Source organism: Monashia sp. NPDC004114 (assembly GCF_053603855.1).
Genome location: NZ_JBSGGK010000004.1, coordinates 311,979 through 336,921, shown reverse-complemented (window position 1 = coordinate 336,921; position 24,943 = coordinate 311,979). Strand labels below are relative to the sequence as shown.

At 70.1% G+C, this 24,943-nt stretch carries 23 protein-coding genes and 1 tRNA gene; 23 read left to right on the top strand and 1 reads right to left on the bottom strand.

The features are described 5' to 3' along the window. Positions 1-94: 94 nt before the first annotated feature. Positions 95-166 (bottom strand) — tRNA-Arg (locus ACWEOW_RS08350). 158 nt (positions 167-324) lie between these two features. On the opposite strand from ACWEOW_RS08350, the gene ACWEOW_RS08345 reads away from it, so the two are divergent. The 23 genes from ACWEOW_RS08345 to ACWEOW_RS08235 all read left to right on the top strand — a co-directional run bounded on the left by ACWEOW_RS08345 (position 325) and on the right by ACWEOW_RS08235 (position 24,863). Next, positions 325-1,119 (top strand): DALR anticodon-binding domain-containing protein, encoded by a 795-nt coding sequence (locus ACWEOW_RS08345; RefSeq protein ID WP_452268710.1) that lies wholly within the window; start codon positions 325-327, stop codon positions 1,117-1,119. 2 nt (positions 1,120-1,121) lie between these two features. Next, on the top strand, positions 1,122-2,540 hold the full coding sequence (gene lysA / locus ACWEOW_RS08340; protein WP_452268709.1) for a diaminopimelate decarboxylase: 1,419 nt from the start codon (positions 1,122-1,124) through the stop codon (positions 2,538-2,540). 102 nt (positions 2,541-2,642) lie between these two features. Beyond that, positions 2,643-3,959, top strand: coding sequence for a homoserine dehydrogenase (locus ACWEOW_RS08335; protein ID WP_452268708.1), 1,317 nt, complete (start codon positions 2,643-2,645; stop codon positions 3,957-3,959). Further along, positions 3,959-5,053, top strand: a complete 1,095-nt coding sequence (gene thrC, locus ACWEOW_RS08330; RefSeq protein WP_452268707.1) for a threonine synthase — start codon at positions 3,959-3,961, stop codon at positions 5,051-5,053. Before ACWEOW_RS08335 ends, thrC begins: the two co-directional genes overlap by 1 nt. A gap of 4 nt (positions 5,054-5,057) precedes the next feature. After that, positions 5,058-6,026, top strand: a complete 969-nt coding sequence (thrB, locus tag ACWEOW_RS08325; protein ID WP_452268706.1) for a homoserine kinase — start codon at positions 5,058-5,060, stop codon at positions 6,024-6,026. A 342-nt stretch (positions 6,027-6,368) separates the two neighbouring features. Beyond that, positions 6,369-8,345, top strand: a complete 1,977-nt coding sequence (gene rho, locus ACWEOW_RS08320; RefSeq protein WP_452268719.1) for a transcription termination factor Rho — start codon at positions 6,369-6,371, stop codon at positions 8,343-8,345. Positions 8,346-8,672: 327 nt separating this feature from the next. After that, positions 8,673-9,407 carry a hypothetical protein gene (locus ACWEOW_RS08315; RefSeq protein ID WP_452268705.1) on the top strand — a complete coding sequence of 245 codons (735 nt, stop codon included), beginning with the start codon at positions 8,673-8,675 and terminating at the stop codon, positions 9,405-9,407. A 192-nt stretch (positions 9,408-9,599) separates the two neighbouring features. Next, positions 9,600-9,815 (top strand): 50S ribosomal protein L31, encoded by a 216-nt coding sequence (gene rpmE, locus ACWEOW_RS08310; protein WP_452268704.1) that lies wholly within the window; start codon positions 9,600-9,602, stop codon positions 9,813-9,815. A gap of 85 nt (positions 9,816-9,900) precedes the next feature. After that, positions 9,901-10,977, top strand: a complete 1,077-nt coding sequence (gene prfA, locus ACWEOW_RS08305; RefSeq protein WP_452268703.1) for a peptide chain release factor 1 — start codon at positions 9,901-9,903, stop codon at positions 10,975-10,977. Next, positions 10,974-11,948 (top strand): peptide chain release factor N(5)-glutamine methyltransferase, encoded by a 975-nt coding sequence (gene prmC, locus ACWEOW_RS08300; RefSeq protein ID WP_452268702.1) that lies wholly within the window; start codon positions 10,974-10,976, stop codon positions 11,946-11,948. The genes prfA and prmC overlap by 4 nt, the downstream gene beginning before the upstream one ends. Next, positions 11,945-12,784, top strand: a complete 840-nt coding sequence (locus ACWEOW_RS08295) for an L-threonylcarbamoyladenylate synthase (protein ID WP_452268701.1) — start codon at positions 11,945-11,947, stop codon at positions 12,782-12,784. Before prmC ends, ACWEOW_RS08295 begins: the two co-directional genes overlap by 4 nt. Positions 12,785-12,832: 48 nt before the next feature. Continuing rightward, complete coding sequence (locus ACWEOW_RS08290; protein ID WP_452268700.1) at positions 12,833-14,113, top strand: serine hydroxymethyltransferase; 1,281 nt, start codon at positions 12,833-12,835, stop codon at positions 14,111-14,113. Positions 14,114-14,151: 38 nt separating this feature from the next. Then, positions 14,152-15,249 (top strand): glycosyltransferase family 4 protein, encoded by a 1,098-nt coding sequence (locus tag ACWEOW_RS08285; RefSeq protein WP_452268699.1) that lies wholly within the window; start codon positions 14,152-14,154, stop codon positions 15,247-15,249. 144 nt (positions 15,250-15,393) lie between these two features. Then, positions 15,394-15,912, top strand: coding sequence for a hypothetical protein (locus tag ACWEOW_RS08280; protein ID WP_452268698.1), 519 nt, complete (start codon positions 15,394-15,396; stop codon positions 15,910-15,912). Positions 15,913-15,929: 17 nt separating this feature from the next. Next, the gene (locus tag ACWEOW_RS08275) at positions 15,930-16,223 is read left to right on the top strand and encodes an AtpZ/AtpI family protein (RefSeq protein WP_452268697.1); all 294 of its coding nucleotides are present in this window, start codon (positions 15,930-15,932) and stop codon (positions 16,221-16,223) included. A 145-nt stretch (positions 16,224-16,368) separates the two neighbouring features. Continuing rightward, on the top strand, positions 16,369-17,151 hold the full coding sequence (gene atpB / locus ACWEOW_RS08270; RefSeq protein WP_452268696.1) for a F0F1 ATP synthase subunit A: 783 nt from the start codon (positions 16,369-16,371) through the stop codon (positions 17,149-17,151). A gap of 106 nt (positions 17,152-17,257) precedes the next feature. Next, the gene (gene atpE / locus ACWEOW_RS08265; protein ID WP_331888275.1) at positions 17,258-17,467 is read left to right on the top strand and encodes an ATP synthase F0 subunit C; all 210 of its coding nucleotides are present in this window, start codon (positions 17,258-17,260) and stop codon (positions 17,465-17,467) included. Between the two features lie 57 nt (positions 17,468-17,524). Next, positions 17,525-18,103, top strand: coding sequence for a F0F1 ATP synthase subunit B (locus ACWEOW_RS08260; RefSeq protein ID WP_452268695.1), 579 nt, complete (start codon positions 17,525-17,527; stop codon positions 18,101-18,103). Continuing rightward, positions 18,103-18,915, top strand: coding sequence for a F0F1 ATP synthase subunit delta (locus ACWEOW_RS08255; RefSeq protein WP_452268694.1), 813 nt, complete (start codon positions 18,103-18,105; stop codon positions 18,913-18,915). The genes ACWEOW_RS08260 and ACWEOW_RS08255 overlap by 1 nt, the downstream gene beginning before the upstream one ends. Positions 18,916-18,992: 77 nt before the next feature. Beyond that, entirely contained in the window at positions 18,993-20,624 is a 1,632-nt protein-coding gene (atpA, locus tag ACWEOW_RS08250) for a F0F1 ATP synthase subunit alpha (RefSeq protein WP_452268693.1), read from the top strand. 95 nt (positions 20,625-20,719) lie between these two features. Continuing rightward, positions 20,720-21,655, top strand: a complete 936-nt coding sequence (locus ACWEOW_RS08245) for a F0F1 ATP synthase subunit gamma (protein ID WP_452268692.1) — start codon at positions 20,720-20,722, stop codon at positions 21,653-21,655. 27 nt (positions 21,656-21,682) lie between these two features. Further along, positions 21,683-23,140, top strand: a complete 1,458-nt coding sequence (gene atpD / locus ACWEOW_RS08240; protein ID WP_452268691.1) for a F0F1 ATP synthase subunit beta — start codon at positions 21,683-21,685, stop codon at positions 23,138-23,140. A gap of 103 nt (positions 23,141-23,243) precedes the next feature. Further along, positions 23,244-24,863: a hypothetical protein gene (locus ACWEOW_RS08235; RefSeq protein ID WP_452268690.1), complete on the top strand. Its 1,620-nt coding sequence runs from the start codon at positions 23,244-23,246 to the stop codon at positions 24,861-24,863. The last annotated feature ends 80 nt before the right edge of the window (positions 24,864-24,943 follow it).

Genomic DNA, 24,943 nt, shown 5'->3' with positions numbered 1-24,943 from the left:
TACCCTCGCCCCCCCCTAAACCGGGGGGGCCACAAACCCCACTGCGGCGGTGCTGACACGCTTCGCGGTGTCAGCACGGCCTCAGTCGATGAAGTGCCCCCGGCAGGATTCGAACCTGCGCTCCCGCCTCCGGAGGGCGGTGCTCTATCCCCTGAGCTACGGGGGCGTGCGCACTTTCGTGCGCCCGGTGAGATTAGCAGCCCACGGGCCAGAACGTTGAATGGCCCCTGCCGAGGAGGGGCCGAGAACCTCACAGAGGACGTCCAGCCGGTCCGGACCGAACTCCCGGGGGCCGTCGAGGAGGCCACCCCTAGACTCGGCGCCATGACGCCGGAGCAGCTGCGCGCCCTCCTCGAGGACGTCGCCGCCCGGGCCGTCCGGTTCGGCACCCTGCCCGACGAGGCGCTGGCCGGGCCGCCTCCGGGCCCGCTGTTCCGCCCGACCGACCCGCGCGTCGCCGGGGTCGTGGCCGACTGGGTGACCCCCGTGGCTCAGCGCTGGGCCCAGCCGCTGGACCTCGTCCCGCGAGATCTGGCCCGCGTGCTGGCGCAAGGGCTCACCGGGCAGAAGCCGATCGCCGCCATCGAGGTCGCACCGTCCGGACTCATCGCGATCACGCTCACCGACGGCGCGCGGTCCCAGATCATCGGCACCGTCCGTGAGGCCGAGGATGAATACGCACTGGCCGACGGCGACCGCTACCGGGTCGTGCTCGAGCGGCCCGGTTGGCGGCCGTCAACAGACCCGGTCCACCGGGTGCAGCTCTCCCACGCCCGCCTGTGCCGGCTGGTCCGCAACGCTGAAGCCTGCGGTGTGGAGCGCCGTCCCGGGGCGCGCCTCGAGGTGCTCAACCACGTCTCCGAGCGGCACCTGCTCGTGGGCATGGCGGACCTTCCGCAGCGGTTCCGGACCCACGCCGGCGATGCGGTACAGACCCAGCGTGCCCTGGTCGATGTGGGCGCGCTCGCCGACGAGTGGCAGCACCCGGTGCGCCCGATGGTCCTCGGGTCTCCGGTGGAGGCGGTGCACGGGGCCCGGATGGCGCTCGCGGATGCCGCCCGCATCGTCTTGCGCAATGGACTCGCCCGCGTCGGCGCGGCGGCCCCGGAAAGGATGTAGCAATGCGCGCACACGAAGCCGGAGCGCTCCACGCGGAGGGCTATCGCGGTCCTGCGTGGCTGCAGACCCCTGTTGACGTCAACGCCCTCGTCCCGTCGCTGTGGGCGACGTCCGTGGGCCGGGGGAGTGACGGTGTCCTGACCGTCGGCGGGGTGAGCGTCACCGAGCTCGCGCGCGAGTTCGGCACGCCGGCATACGTCATCGACGAAGACGACTTCCGTTCTCGCGCAAGGGATTTCAAGCAGACGTATGCCGAGGTGTTCGACACGCTGTCCGGTGGCGCCGACGTGTTCTACGCCGGGAAGGCGTTCCTGTGCACCGAGGTGGCACGGTGGGTCGCCGACGAGGGGCTGCACCTCGACGTGTGCACTGGCGGCGAGCTCGCGGTGGCGGTGCGCGCCGGCGTGCCGGGCGAGCGCATCGGCATGCACGGCAACAACAAGAGCGTCGGCGAGATCCGCGCGGCGCTGGAGTACGGCGTGAGTCGCATCGTCATCGACTCCTTCGACGAGATCGAGCGGGTCGCCGCGGTGGCGAGCGAGCTGGGCGTCGTGGCGCCCGTCCTCATCCGCGTCACGGTGGGCGTCGAGGCGCACACCCACGAGTTCATCGCCACCGCCCACGAGGACCAGAAGTTCGGGCTGTCCCTGTCCGGCGGGCAGGCACTCGAGGCTGCGCGACGCATCCTTGCTCGTCCCGAATCGCTCCGGCTGCTCGGGCTGCACAGCCACATCGGCTCGCAGATCTTCGACACCTCCGGTTTCGAGGTGTCCGCGCGGCGGATCCTCGGCCTGCACACCCAGGTCGCCAAGGAGCTCGGCGTGGAGCTGCCCGAGCTCGACCTCGGCGGCGGGTTCGGCATCGCGTACACGACTGAGCACGACCCGCTCCCGCCGAAGAACCTGGCGGCGGGGATGGCCGAGATCGTCGAGCGCGAGTGCCGCGCCGAGGGCGTCGCCGTGCCCCGGATCTCGGTCGAGCCCGGCCGTGCGATCGCGGGGCCGAGCACGTTCACGCTCTACGAGGTCGGCACGGTCAAGCCGGTCGACCTCGACGGCGGCAGCCAGCGCGTCTACGTCTCGGTCGACGGCGGCATGAGCGACAACATCCGCACCGCCCTCTACGACGCCAACTTCTCCTGCACGGTGGCCGGCCGCTACTCCACGGCGGACCCGGTCCTCGCCCGCGTCGTCGGCAAGCACTGCGAGAGCGGTGACATCGTGGTCAAGGACGAGTTCCTCCCGTCCGACGTCGCACCCGGCGACCTCATCGCGGTCCCCGGCACCGGCGCGTACTGCCGGTCGCTGTCGAGCCAGTACAACCACACCCCGCGCCCGCCGGTCATCGCGGTCCGCGACGGCGTGGCCCGGGTCATCGTCAGGCGCGAGACCATCGACGACCTTCTGGCGCTCGACGTCTGATGCTTCGACGGGCCGGTTCGGCGGGCGCAGATCCTGCGCTCCCGCTGTCCGGATCCCGAAACAATGACCGTCCAGCACGCGGACAGGCGGCAGGATTCACACGTGGTTAGCGCCCCCAGCCCAGGCAGGCCGCTGCGCGTCGCCCTTCTCGGGGCCGGCGTGGTCGGCGGCGCCGTCGCGCGCCTGCTCACCGAGCACGCCGACGACATGGCAGCGCGGGTCGGAGCCCCGCTCGAGATCGCGGGCATCGCCGTGCGGCGTGCCGGTCGCGACCGGTCCGACCTCGGTGTCGACCCGGACCTCTTCACGACCGACGCCGCCGACCTCGTGACCCGCGCGGATGTCGTTGTCGAGGTGATCGGCGGCATCGAGCCTGCTCGGACGCTCATCCTGCGCGCCATGGAGCACGGCGCCTCCGTCGTCACGGCCAACAAGGCGCTCCTCGCCGAGGACGGCCCGGCGCTGTATGCCGCTGCCGCTGAGCACGGGGTGGACCTTTACTACGAGGCGGCGGTCGCCGGTGCGATCCCGCTGCTGCGCCCGCTGCGCGAGTCGCTCGCCGGCGACTCGGTGACCAAGGTGCTCGGCATCGTCAACGGCACGACCAACTACGTCCTCGACAAGATGGACACGACCGGCGCCGGCTTCTCGGACGCGGTGGAGCAGGCGCAGGCGCTGGGCTATGCCGAGGCCGACCCGACTGCCGACGTCGAGGGCTTCGACGCCGCGGCCAAGGCGGCGATCCTCGCCTCCCTCGCCTTCCACACGCGGGTCTCTGGCACCGACGTCTACCGCGAGGGCATCACCGAGGTCTCCGCCGCGGACGTGGTGGCGGCGCGCGAGATGGACTGCGTGGTCAAGCTCCTGGCCATCTGCGAGCGCAGTGACAAGGGCGTCAGCGTCCGCGTCCACCCGGCGATGATCCCGAGGTCGCATCCGCTCGCCGGGGTGCGCGAGGCGTTCAACGCGGTCTTCGTCGAGGCCGACGCCGCCGGCCAGCTGATGTTCTACGGCCGGGGTGCAGGTGGTGACCCGACGGCCTCGGCCGTGCTCGGCGACCTCGTCGCCGTGGCCCGGCACCGGGTGATCGGCGGCCTGGGCCCGGGTGAGTCGAGCTACGCCGACCTGCCCGTGCTGTCGATGGGCGACGCCCAGACGAGGTACCACATCAGCCTCGACGTCGACGACCGCTCGGGCGTGCTGGCTCAGGTCGCGGCGGCGTTCGCCGACCATGACGTCTCGATCGAGACGGTGCGCCAGCACCTCGTGCCGGACGAGTGGGGCGCGGTGTCGCGGGCCAACCTCATCATCGTTACCCACACGGCCACCGACGCCGCCCTGTCGGGCACCGTCGAGGCGCTGCGCACCCTCGATGTGGTGCGTGGCGTGAACTCTGTGATGCGTGTGGAAGGTTCGTGATGGCTCACCAGTGGCGGGGCGTGATCCCCGAGTATGCCGACCGGTTGCCGATGCTCGAAGGCGCGCCGGTGGTGACCCTGCGCGAGGGCGGCACGCCGCTCATCCATGCCGAGCGGCTGTCCGAGCTGGTTCGCGCCGAGGTGTACCTGAAGTACGAGGGGCTGAACCCGACCGGCTCGTTCAAGGACCGCGGGATGACCACCGCGATCAGCGTGGCCGCCAAGAAGGGCGCGAAGGCGGTCATCTGCGCGAGCACGGGCAACACGAGCGCGTCGGCAGCGGCATATGCGACGAAGGCCGGCATGGCCTGCGGCGTCCTCGTGCCCGACGGCAAGATCGCGATGGGCAAGCTCAGCCAGGCGATCGCGCACGGTGCCACGCTCCTGCAGGTCGAGGGCAACTTCGACGACTGCCTGACCCTCGCGCGCAAGCTCGCCGAGGCGTACCCCGTCGAGCTGGTCAACTCGGTCAACCCGGCCCGCATCGAGGGCCAGAAGACGGCGGCCTTCGAGATCGTCGACGCGCTCGGGGACGCCCCGCAGATCCACTGTCTTCCCGTGGGCAACGCCGGCAACATCACGGCGTACTGGAAGGGGTACCGCGAGTACTCCGCCGACCCGACGGTGAGCGACCAGCCCGGTCCGGCCACCAGGCTTCCCGTCATGTGGGGATTCCAGGCCGCCGGGGCGGCACCGCTGGTGAAGGGCCACCCGATCGACGACCCCGAGACGATCGCCACCGCGATCCGGATCGGCAACCCGGCGTCCTGGGACGAGGCCATCGCGGCTCGTGACGAGTCGGGCGGGCGCATCGACGCGGTGACCGACGAGCAGATCCTGCAGGCCCACCGGTTCCTGTCCGCTCGGGAGGGCGTTTTCGTCGAGCCCGGCTCGGCGGCCTCGGTCGCCGGCCTGCTCGCCAGCCATGCCGCTGGGCTCGTCCCTGCCGGGGCACGGATCGTGTGCACGGTGACCGGCCACGGGCTCAAGGACCCACAGTGGGCGCTGCGGACGCCCGACGGGTCAGACGTCGTGCCGACCCGCGTGCCGGTCGACGCGTTCTCGGCTGCCCAGGCGCTCGGTCTGGAGGGCTGAGGGCGTGCCGGGCCGCGTCGACGCCGGCCTCGCGATCGAGGTGCGGGTGCCCGCGAGCAGCGCCAACCTCGGCCCCGGTTTCGACTCGATCGGCCTGGCTCTCGGCCTCTGGGACCACTACGTCGTAAGCACCTTCGACACCCCTGGGGTCCTCGTCGAGGTGACCGGGGAGGGCGCTGCCGACGTCCCGACCGACGAGCGTCACCTGGTGCTCGCGACCATGCGGCATACCTGGTCGGTCCTCGGGGTCGAGGCTCCTCCCGGGCTGCGCATCGAGGCGCGCAACGGCGTACCACATGGCCGCGGACTGGGCTCGTCGGCCACGGCCATCGTCGCGGGTGTGGTTGCGGCACAAGCACTTTCGGCCTCGAGATCGACACCGCTGCGCGACCGGGGGAGCGAGGTGCCCATCGACCTCGCGGTCGCGACCCATATCGCCAGCGAGCTGGAGGGCCACCCCGACAACGCGTCGGCGAGCGTTCTCGGAGGGCTGACCGTCAGCTGGATGCCGGACGGCTCCGGGCTCGACCATGGCGAGCGCACCGTGAGTGCGAGGATCGACCCGCATCCCGACGTCGAGGTCGTCGTCTTCGTGCCTGAGACGCAGCTGGCCACGCGCACGGCGCGAGCGGTGCTGCCCGACTCGGTGCCGCTTAGGGCTGCCGCGGCCGGAGCCGGTCGTGCCGCGCTGCTCGTGCACGCGCTCACCGCGGACCCGGGCCATCTGCACGCCGCGACGAGGGACTGGCTGCACCAGGAGGCGAGGCGACCTTCCTATCCCGCGACCATGCAGCTGGTCGACACGCTTCGGGCGCAGGGGCACGCGGCCGTCGTCTCAGGCGCCGGGCCGAGCGTGCTCGTCCTCACGACGCGGCAGGTGGCGGACAGCGTCCAGCCCCCCGACGAGATGGCGCACTGGGCGCGGCTGACACCAGGGATCCCGGCGCGTGGCGCCCGCGTGAGTCTTGCCTGAGGGCCCGATCGCCGGCATCCAGCCCCGAAGGCGAGTCGAGTGCTCGCCGACGGGGGATCAGGTGCATCGAGACGACCAGTCGAGCCGTTACGGCCGGGCAGGTGCCCCTGGATGGTATTCTGACCGGGCACCAAGCGCCGCGACTTCGCAGGCGGTGCATCACCCCCACGCTGAGGCGACATTGCATGCCTCTGGGCGCGTTCGGCGCCGAAGTGGTTCATCACAGTTGGCCAGTGGATCTGGCCGTGGTCCGGCCCGTGGCCATCTGCCCGGGTCGCAAACGAGGGGGAAGGATCCTTCGTGTCAGAAACATCCATCCGTCCGGTCTCCGGCCTGTCCGCCATGAAGCTGGACGAGCTCAAGGGCGTCGCGTCCTCGATGGGCATCACCGGGACGACGAAGATGCGCAAGAGCGACCTGGTCGAGGCGATCAAGGCCCGCCAGGCCGGCGGCTCTGTCGCCGCCGGCGCCGCCTCCGCAGGCTCGGCTGCCAGCACCGACGCCGCTCCCGCCCGGGCATCGCGCCGCGCGAGCCGTCCCGCGGGTGCCACGACCGGTGCCGAGGCGTCCGCTGCGAGCGATGCCACCGCACCGGCCGAGGTCCGCGAAGAGCGCACCGAGGCGCCCACGGACACACGCACGGACGAGCGCGGTCAGGACGACCACCAGCCTGCGGCCGCGAGCGAGCGCACCGAGCGCACCGAGCGCCGCTACGACCGGGTCGAGCGTCAGCAGGGCGACCGGCAGAACGACCGCCAGCAGGGCGACCGGCAGAACGACCGCCAGCAGGGTGACCGTCAGAACGACCGCCAGCAGGGCGACCGGCAGAACGACCGCCAGCAGGGTGACCGTCAGAACGACCGCCAGCAGGGCGACCGTCAGAACGACCGCCAGCAGGGCGACCGTCAGAACGACCGCCAGCAGGGCGACCGTCAGAACGACCGCCAGCAGGGTGACCGTCAGCAGGGCGAGCACACCGACCGGCAGGGCCAGCAGGCCGGCCAGGCTCAGAACCGCGGCCAGCAGGCCCGGATCGACGACGACGAGCGCGGCGGCAGCCGGCGCAGCCGCAACCGGCAGCGCAGCCGGGACCGCAAGCGCGGGCGTCCGCAGGGCGGCCAGGACTGGAACGAGACGGAGCTGCAGGTCGGCGACGACGACGTCCTCGTCCCCGTCGCGGGCATCCTCGACGTCCTCGACAACTATGCGTTCGTCCGCACATCGGGCTATCTCGCCGGACCGAACGACGTCTACGTGCCGCTCGGCATGGTCAAGAAGTACAGCCTGCGCAAGGGCGACGCCGTGACCGGCGCGGTCAAGGCGCTGCGCGACGGCGAGCAGCCGGCGGGCAACGTGGGCCGCCAGAAGTACAACGCGCTCGTCCGGCTCGACAGCGTCAACGGCACCACCCCGGACGAGGCCGCCAAGCGGGTCGAGTTCGGCAAGCTGACGCCGCTCTACCCGCAGCAGCGGCTGCGCCTCGAGACCGAGCCGGGCCAGCTGACGACGCGGATCATCGACCTGGTCGCTCCTATCGGCAAGGGGCAGCGCGGCCTCATCGTCGCCCCGGCCAAGGCCGGCAAGACGATGGTCATGCAGGCGCTGGCCAATGCGATCACGACGAACAACCCCGAGTGCCACCTGATGGTCGTGCTGGTCGACGAGCGGCCCGAAGAGGTCACCGACATGCAGCGCGCGGTCAAGGGCGAGGTCATCTCCTCGACGTTCGACCGCCCGGCCGAGGACCACACCACCGTGGCCGAGCTCGCCATCGAGCGGGCCAAGCGCCTCGTGGAGCTCGGTCACGACGTCGTCGTCCTGCTCGACTCGATCACCAAGCTCGGTCGCGCCTACAACCTCGCCGCGCCGGCGAGCGGCCGCATCCTCTCCGGTGGCGTGGACTCCGCGGCCCTCTACCCGCCGAAGAAGTTCTTCGGGGCGGCCCGCAACATCGAGAACGGCGGCTCGCTGACCATCCTGGCCACGGCGCTCGTCGAGACCGGCTCGAAGATGGACGAGGTGATCTTCGAGGAGTTCAAGGGCACCGGCAACATGGAGCTGCGGCTGAACCGCGACCTTGCCAACCGACGGATCTTCCCCGCCGTCGACATCAACGCCTCGGGCACGCGCCGCGAGGAGATCCTGCTCGCGGCCGAGGAGCTGAAGATCATGTGGAAGCTGCGCCGGGTGCTCGCTGCACTCGACCCGCAGCAGGCGATCGAGCTGCTCATCGACCGGCTGAAGAAGACGAAGACGAACTACGAGTTCCTCCTCCAGGTCCAGCAGACCAGCAGCATTCGCCTCGACGACGAGAACTGACGCACTGTGTCACCGTGTGGTGCCAACTGCGGGCTCCGCCGTGCGGCCGGCACCACACGGTGACCTTGTCCACAACGCCCAGACGGCCGAAGCGCCGTTTCGGGCACCCTGGGCCAGGTGACCAGCTCACCCGGACCCCCGACTCGCGTCGCCCGTGCCAGGCGAGCCACTGTCGCTGCCGAGCTCGCTAGTGCAACCGATGGCGTCGCCCACCGTCGCGACCTTCGCGCCGCAGGGGTAAGCCGCTACGACGTGCAGACCGAGATCGACGCGGGACGTTGGATGCGCGCCGGGAGGCACACCGTTGTCATTGGCAACCATGCGCCGATGGGAAGGGCGCTGTTGTGGCGAGCGGTGTGGGAGAGCGGCGGTGGTGCGGTGCTCGATGGTGCATCTGCCCTGGTCGCGGCGGGATTGAGCGGCTACGAGCCGAGCACGATCGATGTCAGCATCCCCGCGAACAACCGGCGCCACGCCGTGGATGGGGTCTCCCTGCACCGACGGCGTGCGCTCGGACCGATCACGACTGCCGGGGTTCCCCGTGCGACACCGGAGCAGGCAACCATCAGGGCGGCGCGATGGGCCAGGTCCGATCGCCAGGCAGCGTTGCTGGTCTGCCTTCCCCTCCAGCAGCGGTTGACGACACCCAGTCGCCTGCTCGACGCGTGGACCAGTTCCGGACCGGGAGGCCGTCAGGCCTTCCTTCGACAGGTCGTGCTCGATGTCTGTGACGGGGCCCAGTCGCTCGGTGAGCTCGACTTTGCGGGGCTGTGCCGGCGGCACGGCATTCCCGACCCGACACGACAGGCGGTGCGCGTCCTTCCGGGCGGTCGCGTCTATCTGGACGCTGCGTGGGAGGACGTGGGGCTCGCCGTGGAGGTGGATGGTGGTCATCATGCGCTGGCGCTCAACACCGTCGACGACGCGCTACGCCAGAACGAGGTTGTCATCGCGGGCGAGCCGGTCCTGCGCATCCCGGTCTTGGGGCTCCGTCTGCAACCCTTCAAGTTCATGGAGCAGGTCATGCGGGCCCACCGCCTGGCCTCGGCGCGAGCCGCGTGATCCGTGTGGTGCCGAGCGCACGATCGACCGTGCGACTGGCACCACGGATGGGGCCGCTGTGCGGGAATGCGGGGGGCCTCGGCTGCGTTTTGGGTGTCGTGCGCCTGTTCTGGCACACTCTTCCTTTGGACCGGTTCACGGCACTGATGCACGCCTGCAGCCGACCCGGCCACTCATACCAAGGAGATCACGTTGAAGAAGGACCTTCACCCCGCATACGTGGAGACCACGGTCACCTGCACCTGTGGCAACACGTTCACCACCCGCAGCACCGCGACCTCCGGCCACATCTCGGCTGACGTGTGCTCGCAGTGCCACCCGTTCTACACCGGCAAGCAGAAGATTCTCGACACCGGTGGCCGCGTGGCCCGGTTCGAGGCTCGCTACGGCAAGAAGGCCGCCAAGTAGGTCTCCCGCACGCCGGCTCCCGCGACTACGGTCGCCGGGGGCCGGCGTTCGTTTTGCGGCAACGTTCCCAGCGAAGAGGTGCCCAGTGCACGATTCAGTGACGTCGATCCTGCAGGAGTACGCCGACCTCGAGAGCCGGCTGGCTGACCCTGCCGTGCACGGCGACCAGGACCTCGTGCGCACCCTCAACAAGCGGTATGCCGCTCTGGCCCCCACCGTGGCCGCGGCCCGCGCGTGGCAGACCGCGGCGGACGACCTCGACGCAGCGCGTGAGCTGGCCGCGGAGGACGAGTCGTTCGCGGCCGAGCTCCCGGAGCTGGAGGCGGCCACCGCCGAGGCCGAGGAGCACCTGCGCCGCATGCTCGTTCCTCGCGACCCCGAGGACGACCGTGACGTCATCCTCGAGGTCAAGGCCGGCGAGGGCGGCGACGAGTCCGCCCTGTTCGCCGGTGACCTGCTGCGGATGTACCTGCGCTACGCCGAGCGCCGCGGCTGGAGGACAGCCATCGAGGACGCGACCGAGAGTGACCTCGGCGGCTACAAGGACGTCCGCGTGTCGATCAAGGCCAAGGGCACTCCCGGGCTTGGCGAGGCCCCATGGGCGCGGCTGAAGTACGAGGGAGGCGTCCACCGGGTGCAGCGCGTCCCGGTCACCGAGTCGCAGGGCCGGATCCACACGTCGGCCGCGGGTGTCCTGGTCATGCCCGAGGCCGAGGAGGTCGAGGTGACGATCGACCCCAACGACCTTCGGATCGACGTGTACCGCTCCTCGGGCCCCGGCGGCCAGAGCGTCAACACGACCGACTCCGCCGTGCGGATCACGCATCTGCCCACTGGACTGGTCGTGTCCTGCCAGAACGAGAAGTCGCAGCTGCAGAACAAGGAGGCGGCGATGCGCGTGCTGCGCGCCCGCCTGCACCAGCAGGCCCAGGACGAGGCCGACGCAGAGGCGTCCGCGGCCCGCCGGTCCCAGGTGCGCACCGTCGACCGCTCCGAGCGGATCCGCACCTACAACTTCCCCGAGAACCGCATCTCGGACCACCGCACCGGCTACAAGGCGTACAACCTCGACGGTGTGCTCGACGGCGACCTCGACCCCGTCGTGCAGTCCGCTCTCGATGCCGACGAGGCCGCCAAGCTCGCGGCCCTCGCCGGGTCGTGAGCGACCTGCGCGCCCTGGTGCGCGGCGGCGCCGCCCGGCTCGCCGACGCGGGCGTCGGCTCGCCCGACGCCGACTCGGTAGAGCTCGCGGCATACGTCCTCGGGGTGCCGACGCAGGAGGTGCGCCGACTCATGGTCCTCGGCAGTGCGCTCCCGGACACCTTCGCCACGAGGTATGCCGCACTCCTGGACGAGCGTGCCCGTCGGGTGCCGCTGCAGCACCTGACCGGCCGGGCGCACTTCCGGCGGCTCACGCTCGCCGTGGGCCCGGGCGTCTTCGTGCCGCGCCCGGAGACCGAGGTGCTCGTCGAGCTCGCGATCGAGGAGGTCGACCGCCTCACGGCGCACGGAGGCGACGAGCGCAAAGGCACTGGCGAACACGGCGGCCTTCGCGACCAGGGCGACCGGCCCGCGCGGGTCGTCGACCTGTGCAGCGGATCGGGGGCGATCCCGTTCGCGATCGCGGACGAGCGGCCCGGCGTCGAGATCCGCGGGGTCGAGCTGTCGGTGGAGGCCCTGGCCTGGGCGACCGCCAACCGTGACCGGCTGGGCCTCGATGTCGACCTCACGCAGGGTGACGCGACGCGCCCGTGTATTCCGGACTGGGTGGGCACCGTCGACATCGTCACCGTGAACCCGCCCTACATCCCGGTCGGCGCCGTGCCGCTCGACCCGGAGGTTCGCGACCACGACCCGGAGGTTGCGCTCTACGGAGGCAGCGAGGACGGGCTGGCCATTCCGATGGCCGTCGTGCGAACCGCGGCCGCCCTGCTGCGGCCCGGCGGGCTCGTGCTCGTCGAGCATGCCGACTCTCAGGGCGAGAGCCTCCCGCGCCGCCTCGCGGCCACGGGGGAGTGGCACGACCTCGCCGACCACCCCGACCTGTCCGGGCGTCCTCGCGTCACGACGGCGCGACGCGGGGTGGACCTCGGTGCCGGGCCGCGGACGGCGGAAGTAGGCTTCCCCGCGTGAGTGAGCGCTTCGACTGCACCGATCCCGACGGACGTGCGGAGGGTATTCCCTCCGCAGCGGCAGCGGTCAGGCGGGGTGAGGTCGTCGTGCTGCCGACCGACACCGTCTACGGCATCGGCTGCGACGCGTTCGACGCCAACGCGGTCGCGTCCGTGCTGGCCGCGAAGGGCCGCGGTCGCGACATGCCCCCGCCAGTGCTGATCCCGACCGCGCGGACCGCTCAGGGCCTGGCCACCCAGGTGCCCGACTACGCCCAGCGGCTCATGGAGAAGTTCTGGCCCGGTCCGCTGACCCTCGTGCTCAAGGCGCAGACCTCGCTGCACTGGGACCTCGGCGAGACCAACGGCACGGTGGCCCTGCGGGTACCCGACAACGCCATCGCGCTCGAGCTGCTCGCCGACATCGGCCCGATGGCCGTCACGAGCGCCAACACCACGGGCGATCCGGCCGCGCACACGGTGGACGAGGCCCTCGGCATGCTCGGTGAGTCGGTCGCGGTCTACCTCGACGGCGGCACTGCCGTCGAGGGCGAGGCCTCGACCATCGTCGACTGCACCGGAGAGGCGCCCGTGACCCTCCGGTTCGGCGCGATCTCCCAGGACGACATCGTCGCCGCCATCGAGCACGAGCCCGAGCTGGTGTCGGAACCCGAGCCAGAGCCCGAGCCGGAGCCCGTCGCGGAGTCGGACCCGGTGGCCGACGAGCCCATCGGCGCGGAGGGGGCCGAGCCGGAGCTCGAGGCGCCCGCCCCGCCCACTCCGCCCGCCGGCGCGGCCGCCCCGCCGGCTCCGCCGGCGAACGAGGTTCACTCGGACGGCCCCGAGCCGACGGCATAGAGTTGGCTCGCGCTCGCACGTACCCCGCCCGCAACCCGGAGATGTCCCATGGCTGACGACACGACGTTCTACGGCTCCGACTTCGGCGCCCTGCAGACCTTCGACCCCGACATCGCCGGAGTCCTCGTCTCCGAGCTCGACCGCATCCGTAGCGGCCTGCAGCTCATCGCGAGCGAGAACATCAGCTCGCCCGCTGTGCTGACCGCCCTCGGCTCGACGCTGTCGAACAAGTACGCCGAGGGCTATCCCGGTCGCCGCTACTACGGCGGCTGCTCGGAGGTCGACAAGGCCGAGACCATCGCCATCGAGCGGGCCAAGGCGCTCTTCGACGCCGACCACGCGAACGTCCAGCCACACTCGGGCGCCAGCGCCAACCAGGCCGTCTACGGCGCGTTCATGGCGCCGGGCGACACGATCCTGGCCATGAGCCTGCCGATGGGCGGCCACCTGACGCACGGCACCAAGGTCTCCTTCTCCGGCAAGTGGTTCAACGCCGTGCACTACGGCGTCGACAAGGAGACCGAGGACATCGACTACGGCCAGGTCGAGGAGCTCGCCAAGGAGCACCGCCCCAAGGTCATCTGCGCGGGCGGCTCGGCCATCCCGCGGCTCATCGACTTCGAGCGCTTCCGCGCCATCGCCGACGAGGTCGGGGCGATCCTGTGGATCGACGCCGCCCACTTCATCGGCCTCGTCGCGGGCAAGGCGATCCCGTCGCCGGTGCCGTATGCCGATGTCGTGACCTTCACGACGCACAAGGTGCTGCGCGGCCCGCGCTCCGGCGCGCTCGTGTGCAAGGCCGAGCACGCCACCGCGCTCGACCGCGCGGTGTTCCCGATGATGCAGGGCGGCCCGCAGATGCACACCATCGCGGCCAAGGCGGTGAACTTCAAGGAGGCCGGGACGCCGGAGTACGCCCAGTACGCCCGCGACGTCATCGCCAACAGCAAGCAGCTCGCGGCCAGCCTCCTGGAGGTCGGCATCCGCCCCACGACGGGCGGCACCGACACGCACCTCTCACTGCTCGACCTGCAGGGCGTCGGGGTGACCGGCAAGGAGGCCGAGGAGCGTGCCGACGCTGCCGGCATCGTGCTCAACAAGAACGCGATCCCGTTCGACCCGCAGAAGCCCAACATCGCCTCGGGCATCCGGGTGGGCACCCCGTCGGTCACGACCCAGGGCATGGGGACCGAGCAGATGAAGCAGATCGCCACGCTGATCCACACGGCAGTGACCAAGGGCGACGCCGACCCCGACCACCCTGTGAGCAAGGAGGTCCGTGCCGAGGTCACCGACCTCGTGACGCGCTTCCCGGCATACCCCCGCTGACGCGGCCTGCCGCAGCGCTCCGAAACGAAGGTCGGTAGGTGCACGAGTACGTTCTCGTCCTCATCGTGGCCGCCGCGGTCACGTACATCGCCACACCCTTCGTCCGGAGCCTCGCCGTGGCGACCGGCGCGTTCACCGCGGTGCGCGAGCGCGACGTCCACAAGACGCCCATCCCGCGCCTTGGAGGAGTGGGCATCTACATCGGGTTCGTCGCTGCGGCGCTCGTGGCCCGGGCACTGCCCTACCTCGGCTCGCTGTTCTCGACCCGCCAGATCCTCGGCGTCGTGGCCGCGGGTGGGGTCGTGTGCCTGATCGGTGCCTTCGACGACATCCGTGAGCTCGACTGGCTCACCAAGCTGGCCGGGCAGATGCTCGCGGCCGGGCTCATGGCGTACACCGGCGTCCAGCTGCTGTCGCTGCCGATCTTCGGCACGACCATCCTCCCGACGCCCGTGCTCGTGCTCTTCACGGTCATCGTGGTCATGGTGTGGACCAACGCGGTCAACTTCATCGACGGGCTCGACGGCCTCGCGGCGGGCGTCGTCGGCATCGCCGCGCTCGCGTTCTTCATGTACAGCTACATCGTGTCGCGGTCGTTCGTCCCGGCGAACGTCTTCTCGACCGCGACGTTCATCTCGGCCGCCCTGGTCGGGGTCTGTGCGGGCTTCCTCCCGCACAACTTCCACCCGGCTCGGCTCTTCATGGGTGACTCGGGCGCCCTGACGCTCGGGCTGCTGCTGTCGGCAGCAACGATCACCCTGACCGGCAACGTCGACCCGGGGCAGGTGAGCGCGAACGAGGTGTCTGCCGCGTTCCTGCCGATCGTGGTGCCGCTCGCGGTGCTCCTGCTACCCCTGCTCGACATGGTCCTGGCCGTGATCCGCCGCACCCGGGCGGGGCAGCGGCCCTGGCACCCGGACGCCATGCACCTGCACCACCGGATGCTGCGCATCGGCCACGGCCACCGCCGGGCGGTCCTCATCCTCTACCTGTGGGCGGCGATCGTCGCCCTCGGCTCGGTGTCCTTCGTCATCTGGGACGGCTGGCGACCCCTCGTGGTCGTGTCGGCGGCGGCCGCTCTCGGGGTCGTCCTGACCGTCTGGCTACCGCAGTGGAGGCCGTCCGAACGCTTGTGATAGCATTCACAAGCACCTGAGGAGAGTCTGTGAAGGCCACTCCACAGGGCGCGGAAGCCCTTTCCGCACAACATAATCCAGCAGCGTATGTCTGATCCCCGCCCCGCCGGCTCTACGCCTCACGACGCACCCAGGCAGGTTTCCTTGAGCTCCACCCCGGCCCGCACCGCATCACAGTCCGATGCCTTCGCGCAGCTTCTCCGGGGCTCCCTGCCGCCGACGGCCCTGGCGGGGCTCGTCTGCGTCGTCGTGGGGCTGTTCTCGAGCCCGAAGGCCGCCTGGTCCGCTGCCGTCGGCGCGCTGCTCGTCATCTTCTTCTTCAGCCTGACGCTGCTGGTCATGAAGCGCACGGCCGACCTGGCGCCGACGACCGTGATGATCGTCGTGATGATCACCTACACCTTCAAGGTGGTCGTGCTCGGCGTCGTGATGTTCCTGCTCCGCGACGTCAGCTGGGTGTCCGGGTACGCCGTGGGCGTGTCGATCATCGTCTGCGCCGTGGTGTGGATCTTCTTCGAGATGCGGTCGTACAAGCGGCTGCGGATCTTCGCGTACGACCCCGACGGTGCGGCTTCACTCGACCCCGGCACCGAGGCGCCCGCTGCGCCCGCCGCTGGGGCAGGTGACCCCGAGCAGACGGGTGAGCCGCGTGAGAAGTCGTGAGAAGGCAGGTACGCCGCATGTCCACGCCCGAGCCCACCGAGCCCACCGAGCCCACCGAGCCCACCGAGCCGTCAGACCCGGCCGGGCCCCCGGAGGACGACCCGCAGGAGCAGCTGCGCCGGTTCAACATGGCCGAGCAGAACTCCGCCTGGAAGGCTGTCGCCTACCTGCTCACCGGCCCGCTCATCTACGGCGGCCTCGGTGCGCTGCTCGACCACTGGCTCGGCACGACGTGGCTGGTCGGAGTGGGGATCGTGGGTGGGATGGCCTTGTCGCTCTACCTGATCTGGTTCCGATACGGTACCCATTGAGCCCGGCCTCCGAGCCGCTCGCCGGCTCGGCACCGGACCGCCCGCGGACGAGGGAACGTGTGCGGACCACCTCTGCGCGCACCTGGCCCGCGCCGATGACGTCTGACGTCACCCGAACTGCCCAGAACCTACAAAGGAGTAACCCGTGAGCATCGTGGCCGCCGCGCCGACGGACTACACAGCGCCCGGTACCGAGGACTTCTGGCAGCCGCTGTTCGGGACGGACGGTCCCTGGGCGGTGACCCGTCCGATCCTGCTCATGATCGTGGCGGCCGGCCTCATCATCTGGTACCTGCTGTCCTCGACGCGCAAGAAGGCGCTGGTCCCGGGCCGCTCGCAGATGGTCACCGAGGCGGTCTACGGCTTGGTGCGCAACGGCATCGCCAAGGACCTCATCGGCAGCAAGGAGTTCCTGCGGTTCGTCCCGCTCCTCTTCTCGCTGTTCACGATCATCCTCGTCAACAACTTCTTCGGCGTCATCCCGCCGTTCAGCTACCCGACGTTCAGCCGGATCGGTTTCCCCATCGCGCTGTCGCTCATCGTCTGGATCGTCTTCCACGTGGTCGGCATGAAGAAGCACGGCTTCATCGGCTACTGGAAGTCGCTCGTCCCGTCGGGGCTGCCCAAGGCGATGATCCCGGCCATCTTCTTCCTCGAGCTGATCACCGACCTGTTCACGCGGCCGGTCACCCTGGCGCTGCGACTCTTCGGCAACATGTTCGCCGGCCACATCCTCATCGTCCTGTTCATCACCGGCGGCTGGTACATGCTCACCTCCGGCGGATTCCTGATCGTCACCGGGGCCGTGACCTGGGTCTTCGCCTTCGTCATGACGCTCTTCGAGCTCCTCGTCGAGTTCCTGCAGGCCTATGTCTTCACCCTCCTGGCGGCTCTCTACATCGGCGGCGCGATCGCCGACGAGCACTGAGCCGACAGTCGTCGCCCCAACCGCTGGACCCGCACCACCCGACCGCTTCACCGAAAGCCCTGCTGGTAACCGCCAGCAGGACCGACCAGAAGGAAATGGAAACAACATGACTGGCAACATCGCCATCCTCGGTTACGGCCTCTCCGCCATCGGCCCCGGTATCGGTGTCGGTCTGATCTTCGCCGCGTACATCAACGGCGTTGCCCGTCAGCCCGAGGCCCGCGGCATGCTCCAGCCGATCGCCTTCCTCGGCATGGCCATCACCGAGGCCCTCGCGATCTTCGGTATCGCCCTCGCGTTCGTCTTCCGCGGCTGAGCCCGTCCAGGCATCCAGCTTCCGACGCTCCCGTTCGTTTCTCTCTAGGAGACCCGCATGCAAGCAGTGTTCAGAGCCGCTGATGGCGGCGAAGAGGGCTTCTGGGCCACCGCGGCACCGATCATCCCGCACCCGCTCGAGTTCTTCTTCGGCCTGGCGGTCTTCGCGATCCTCTACGTCGTCGTGAAGCAGCGGGTCGTGCCGCGGCTCGAGCAGATCTATGCCGAGCGCACGGCTGCGATCGAGGGCGGGATGAACAAGGCCGAGGAGGCCCAGGCCCAGGCCCAGGCCGCGCTCGAGCAGTACCAGGCGCAGCTCGTCGAGGCTCGCTCCGAAGCCGCGCGCATCCGCGAGGACGCCAAGGCCCAGGGCGCGCAGATCATCGCCGAGATGCGCGAGCACGCCGTCGCCGAGGCGTCCCGGATCACCGAGACGGCACACAAGCAGATCGAGGCCGAGCGCCAGCAGGCGATGGTCTCGCTCCGGACCGACGTGGGCCGCATCTCGACCGACCTGGCCGGCCGCATCGTCGGCGAGTCGCTCGCCGACGAGACCCGCCAGAAGGGCATCGTCGAGCGCTTCCTTGCCGAGCTCGAGTCGGGCGACGTCGTCCGCGAGAAGGTCGGAGAGCGCTGATGCAGGGATCCTCACGCGCAGCTGCGGCCGCGAGCCGCGACGCGTTCACCGGCGCACTCGCCGCCGGTGCCGACCGTTCGCGGTTGGCCGAGGAGCTCTTCGCGGTCGTCGGCGTTCTCGACGGCAGTGCCACCCTGCGCCGCGCACTCGGGGACCCCTCCCGCGAGGGGGCCGACAAGGCCGCGCTCGCCGAGCGGCTCTTCGGCGGCAAGGTCAGCGCCGAGACCCTGGTCGTCGTCAAAGGCGTGGTCAACCAGCGCTGGAGCAGCGAGCGTGACCTCTCCGACGCCATCGAGGCGTATGCCGTCGAGACCGTGGTCGCCGAGGCCGAGACGTCCGACCGGGCCGACCGGGTGGAGGACGAGCTGTTCCGCTTCGAGCGGATCGTCGCCGCCGACTCGGCGCTGCGCAGCGCGCTGACCGACCTCTCGGCTCCGGCCGACAAGCGCGGTGAGCTCGTCTCGACCCTGCTTGCGGGCAAGGTCGCTCCCGAGACGCTGACCCTGGCCCGCCAGGCCGTCGTCGCGCCGCGGGGTCGCCGCTTCGACCGGACGGTCGAGAAGTACCTCGACATCGCTGCGAGCCGCCGCGACCAGCAGACGGCCACGGTGACCTCGGCCGTCCCCCTCACCGACGAGGACCGGAACCGCCTCGCGGCCGGCCTGTCCGCCATCTACGGCGGCAAGGTCCACGTCAACACCGTCGTCGACCCCCGGGTCATGGGCGGCGTCAAGGTCGAGATCGGTGACGAGATCATCGACGGGACCGTCATTCGCAAGCTCGACGCGGCCCGCCGCGCCATGGGTGCCTGAGGCGCCCGCACCACCTCGCCCCAAGCCCCAGAGAAACCACCGGCCCGACACGGGTCGAAACGAGGAGAAGATCTGACATGACGGAGCTTTCGATCCGTCCGGAGGAGATCCGGGACGCCCTGGACTCGTTCGTCCAGTCCTACGAGCCCGGCGCCGCTGCCCGCGAAGAGGTCGGCCGCGTCAGCGACGCCGGTGACGGCATCGCCCACGTCGAGGGTCTGCCCTCGGCCATGACAAACGAGCTGCTCCAGTTCGAGGACGGCACGCTCGGCCTCGCGCTGAACCTCGACGTCCACGAGATCGGTGTCGTCGTCCTCGGTGACTTCGCCGGCATCGAGGAGGGCCAGACGGTCAAGCGCACCGGCGAGGTCCTGTCGGTCCCGGTCGGCGACGACTTCCTCGGTCGGGTCATCGACCCGCTCGGCAAGCCGATCGACGGCCTCGGCGAGATCAAGTCCGAGCAGCGCCGCGCCCTGGAGCTGCAGGCCCCGACGGTCGTGCAGCGAAAGTCGGTGCACGAGCCGCTCCAGACCGGCATCAAGTCGATCGACGCGATGACGCCGATCGGCCGTGGCCAGCGTCAGCTCATCATCGGCGACCGCCAGACCGGCAAGACCACGGTGGCGATCGACACGATCATCAACCAGAAGCGCAACTGGGACTCGGGCGACCCCGACCAGCAGGTCCGCTGCATCTACGTCGGCATCGGCCAGAAGGGCTCGACGATCGCGTCCGTGCGCGGCACCCTCGAGGAGGCCGGCGCGCTGGAGTACACCACGATCGTGGCCGCGCCCGCGTCCGACTCCGCCGGCTTCAAGTACCTCGCTCCCTACACCGGCTCGGCCATCGGCCAGCACTGGATGTACCAGGGCAAGCACGTCCTCATCGTGTTCGACGACCTGTCCAAGCAGGCTGAGGCCTACCGCGCCGTCTCGCTGCTGCTGCGCCGGCCGCCGGGCCGCGAGGCCTACCCCGGCGACGTCTTCTACCTGCACTCGCGGCTCCTCGAGCGCTGCGCGAAGCTGTCCGACGACCTCGGCCACGGCTCGATGACCGGTCTGCCGATCATCGAGACGAAGGCGGGCGACGTCTCGGCCTACATCCCGACCAACGTCATCTCGATCACCGACGGCCAGATCTACCTGCAGGCCGACCTGTTCAACGCCAACGTGCGTCCGGCCATCGACGTGGGCGTCTCGGTCTCCCGAGTCGGCGGCGCGGCCCAGATCAAGGCGATGAAGTCGGTCGCCGGCCGTCTCAAGCTGGACCTGGCCCAGTTCCGTGCGATGGAGGCGTTCGCGATGTTCGCCTCGGACCTCGACCCTGCGTCGCGGGCGCAGCTGGCTCGTGGTGCGCGGCTCGTCGAGCTGCTCAAGCAGCCGCAGAGCTCGCCGTACCCCGTCGAGGAGCAGGTGGTGTCGATCTGGTGTGGCACGACGGGCCGTCTCGACGACATCGCGGTCGAGGACGTCCGCCCCTTCGAGTCCGACCTGCTCGACACGCTTCGTCGTGAGGGCAAGATCCTCCAGACGATCCGCGAGACCGCCAAGCTCGACGAGGACACCGAGGCCGCGCTCGAGAAGGTCGTCGACGACGTCAAGTTCACCTTCCGTGGCACCGGTCGCGACGGCCTCGAGGCCGGCGTGGAGCAGTTCGACGAGATCGACGAGGACCACGTCACCCAGGCCAAGATCGTCAAGCAGCGCTGACGACGGTATGCCGCTGGGCCCCCCGGCCCAGCGGCATACCGGCCGACCACCACGAACGCACGACCAGACTTTCGAGACACAGAGAGGCGGAGCACATGGGAGCGCAGATGCGGATCTACCGCCAGCGCATCAAGTCCGTCCGGTCCATCCAGAAGATCACCAACGCCATGGAGCTGATCGCGGCGGCTCGCGTCGTCAAGGCCCGCCAGAAGGCGGCCGAGGCGATGCCGTACACCACCGCGCTGACGCGTGCCGTCTCGGCCGTGGCCTCGAACACCAACGAGGACCACCCGCTGACGACGGCCAAGGAGACCTCGAAGCGGGCCGGCGTGGTCATCATCACAGCGGACCGGGGCCTTGCCGGTGCCTACTCCGTGTCGGCGATCCGGGAGAGCGCGGAGCTCGTTGCGCGCCTCACCGCCGAGGGCAAGGAAGTCGTCCCGTACCTCGTCGGTCGCAAGGCGATCAGCTACTACAAGTTCCGCAAGCGGCCGTATGCCGCGGAGTGGGAGGGCTTCTCGGACGCGCCGACGTTCGAGAACGCCAAGCAGATCTCCGACCGGATCGTCGCCGACTTCCTCAAGGACTTCGACGAGGGTGGCAATGACGAGATCCACCTCGTGTACACCCAGTTCCGCTCGATGGTCCGGCAGGAGCCACACGTCCTGCGCCTGCTGCCGCTCGAGGTCGTCGACGCAGACGACGCCGGCGAGGAGGGGATCGACCTCACGGTCAACACCTACGAGGACGGGCAGATCCCGCCGGAGTACTCCTTCGAGCCGAGCGTGTCCGAGGTCCTGGACCTGCTCCTGCCGAAGTACGTCCGCAACCGGGTCTTCACCGCACTGCTCAGCTCGGCCGCGTCCGAGCTCGCCGCGCGCCAGCGGGCGATGAAGTCGGCCACCGACAACGCGGGCGAGCTGATCAAGAAGTACGAGCGGCTCGCGAACCAGGCCCGCCAGGCGGGCATCACCCAAGAGATCAGCGAAATCGTGGGCGGCGCGAACGCCCTCGCCGACGCACAGAAGTAACCCGCCCCAGGTAAGGAACCAACCACCATGACCGCAACTGTCAGCGACACTGCGACGGCCCCGGCCGCGGGCGGCGTCGGACGCATCTCTCGAATCATCGGCCCCGTCGTCGACGTGGAGTTTCCGCCCGACGCGATGCCCGAGCAGTACAACCTGCTCACCACCGAGGTGACCCTCGGCGGCGAGACCAAGAACCTCAACCTCGAGGTCGCTCAGCACATCGGCGACAACATGGTCCGCGCGATCTCGCTGCAGCCCACCGACGGCCTCGTGCGCGGCTCGGCGGTGACGGACACCGGCGGCCCGATCTCGGTGCCCGTGGGCGACGTGACCCTCGGCAAGGTGTTCAACGCCACCGGCGAGTGCCTCAACCTCGAGGAGGGCGAGAAGCTCGAGATCACCGAGCGTTGGGGCATCCACCGCAAGGCTCCCGACTTCGACCAGCTCGAGAGCAAGACCACGATGTTCGAGACGGGCATCAAGGTCATCGACCTGCTGACCCCGTACGTCCAGGGGGGGAAGATCGGCCTCTTCGGTGGCGCCGGCGTGGGCAAGACGGTGCTCATCCAGGAGATGATCGCCCGCGTGGCCCGCGACCACGGTGGTGTGTCGGTGTTCGCAGGCGTCGGCGAGCGCACCCGTGAGGGCAATGACCTCATGGTCGAGATGGAGGAGGCCGGCGTTCTCGGCCAGACCGCCCTCGTCTTCGGCCAGATGGACGAGCCGCCGGGCACGCGTCTGAGGGTCGCCCTGTCGGCGCTGACGATGGCCGAGTACTTCCGCGACGTGCAGAAGCAGGACGTGCTGCTGTTCATCGACAACATCTTCCGCTTCACCCAGGCCGGCTCTGAGGTCTCGACGCTGCTCGGACGCATGCCCTCCGCCGTGGGCTACCAGCCCAACCTCGCCGACGAGATGGGCGTTCTCCAGGAGCGCATCACCTCCACGCGTGGTCACTCGATCACCTCGATGCAGGCGATCTACGTGCCGGCCGACGACTACACCGACCCGGCGCCGGCGACGACGTTCGCGCACCTCGACGCGACGACTGAGCTCTCGCGTGACATCGCCTCGATGGGCATCTACCCGGCCGTGGACCCGCTGACCTCGACGTCGCGCATCCTCGACCCGCGGTACATCGCGCAGGACCACTACAACACCGCGGTCCGCATCAAGTCGATCCTGCAGCGCAACAAGGAGCTGCAGGACATCATCGCGATCCTCGGTATCGACGAGCTGTCGGAAGAGGACAAGATCCTCGTCAACCGAGCCCGCCGGATCCAGCGGTTCCTGTCGCAGAACACCTACGTGGCCAAGCAGTTCACCGGCATCGAGGGCTCGACCGTGCCGCTGTCCGACACGGTCGAGGCGTTCACGAAGATCGCCGACGGCGACTACGACCACGTCGGTGAGCAGGCCTTCTTCATGTGCGGTGGCCTTGACGACGTCGAGCGCCAGTGGGCGGAGATCCAGAAGAACCTCTGACGATGGGACTCACGGCTTCGTGATGTCAACAGCCACCCGATGGCGGGGAGGCGCCCGATGGCGCCTCCCCGCTTCTCGTGTATGGGCACCTGCCTTCGCGTTGGTGCTCGGCATCGCCGCGGTCCTGCGTGCGCGTTACGGCGTCGACTTCGGTGACAGCGCACACGCCGTCGAGCTCGCCCTGCGCATGGCCCAGGGAGATCTGCCCTTCCGCGACGAGATGAACCTGCAGGTCCTCGGCTCGTGGCCGGCGGTGCCCTTCGTCTGGGCCTGGGTCCATGTCGTCGGGCTCGACGGCATCGTCCTGGCCTCGCGGATCTGGTACATCGTCTTCTCCGGCCTGTGCGGCCTCGTCGCCTGGCGCGCTGTGTCGCCGCTGTTCGGCCGGGGCACGACGGCCGCGGCGCTGGGGGTCGCTCTCATCCCGGCGGCATACAACCAGCAGGTCGTGTCCTACAACACGACACCGGCACTGATGTACCTCGTCGCCGCGTGCGCCAGCACGGCCGCGGTCACCCGACGGTCGCTCGCCTGGGGCGCGGTGGCCGGTGCTGCGGTCGCCCTCGGTGCGTTGAGCCATCCCGTCAGTGCGCCCGCGGCAGTCGCGCTGCTGCTCGTCGTGCTCGTCCAGGCGCGAGGCCGGGGGCTCGTCGGCGTGCTGGTGGGGGCCGCCGCGGTGGCCGCGGTCGTGGCGGCTCTCGCCCTCTTCGTCTGGGGCTGGTCGTCGATCACGAACACGCTGAGCTACACCGAGCTCTACCAGTCGTCGCGCACCTCGCTCCGCGGCAGGCTGGCCAACTTCGTCCTCTTCTATCGCGCCGCCCTGCCCTCGGGCTGGTTCTATGCCGCCCTGGCCCTGGCCGTGCTCGCCGCGGTGCCGCCGCTGCGCCGCCTCAGGGCGGTGCTGCTCGCCGGCGCGGTCGTCGCGACCGGCATACTCGCGCTGCGGCAGGGGGCGACGACGCCGAGCTACACCGTGTACGGCTGGTACTCCTCGGTGCTCGGGCTGGTCCTCGTCGTCGTGCTGCTGCCGGTGACGGTGGTCTGCGCGGTGCGCCGCGGCTCGCCCCTGATGCGGCTTGTGCTCATCGGTCTTGCGTCGTACGTCGGGGTCCCCTTCATCGCCGCGTTCACGTCCGGGGCGCCGGCGTGGGGTGCGAGTGCCGCGGTCCTCGCGCCCAGCCTCTTCGTCTCGGTCCTCGCCGCCCTGATCTGGGTCGAAGCCGGCGGGAGGGCGGCGAAGGCGGTGGTCGCCGCCACGCTCGTCGCAGCCCTGGGGACTGCACACGCGCTCAACAGCTACCGCGACGCGCCGCTCGGCGACCTCGCGGCGACCGTCCCGAGCGGGTCGTACGCCGGCCTGGTGACGACCGGGTCGCGGCTGGACTCGGCCCTGCAGGACGCGGCGGCCGTCGGGCGCTGCGCGGCGCCCGGTGACGGCATGCTGGCCTATCTGTTCCCCAGCGCCTTCCTGCTGCGGGACGTCCGCTTCGACACCCCGATCATCTGGACCGTGGCCGGCTCGTCGAGCAAGCCGGTGATGGGGTGGTTCGAGCGGAGGGGCCGCGTGCCCGAGTGCGTCGTGGCCGACCGCCAGTCCTGGGAGAAGTACGGCCGCAACCGAGGCAAGCACCAGCGCGACCCGTTGCGTGACTGGATCACCGCCAACTACCGGCCCGTGTCCCAGACGAACGACATCGTCGTGCTGCAGCGTGGCGCCTGATCGCTGACCACGCCGAGAACCGAAGGACAACCGAAGGACAGCTGAAGGACAACTGAAGGACGCGACTGAGACGACTGTGA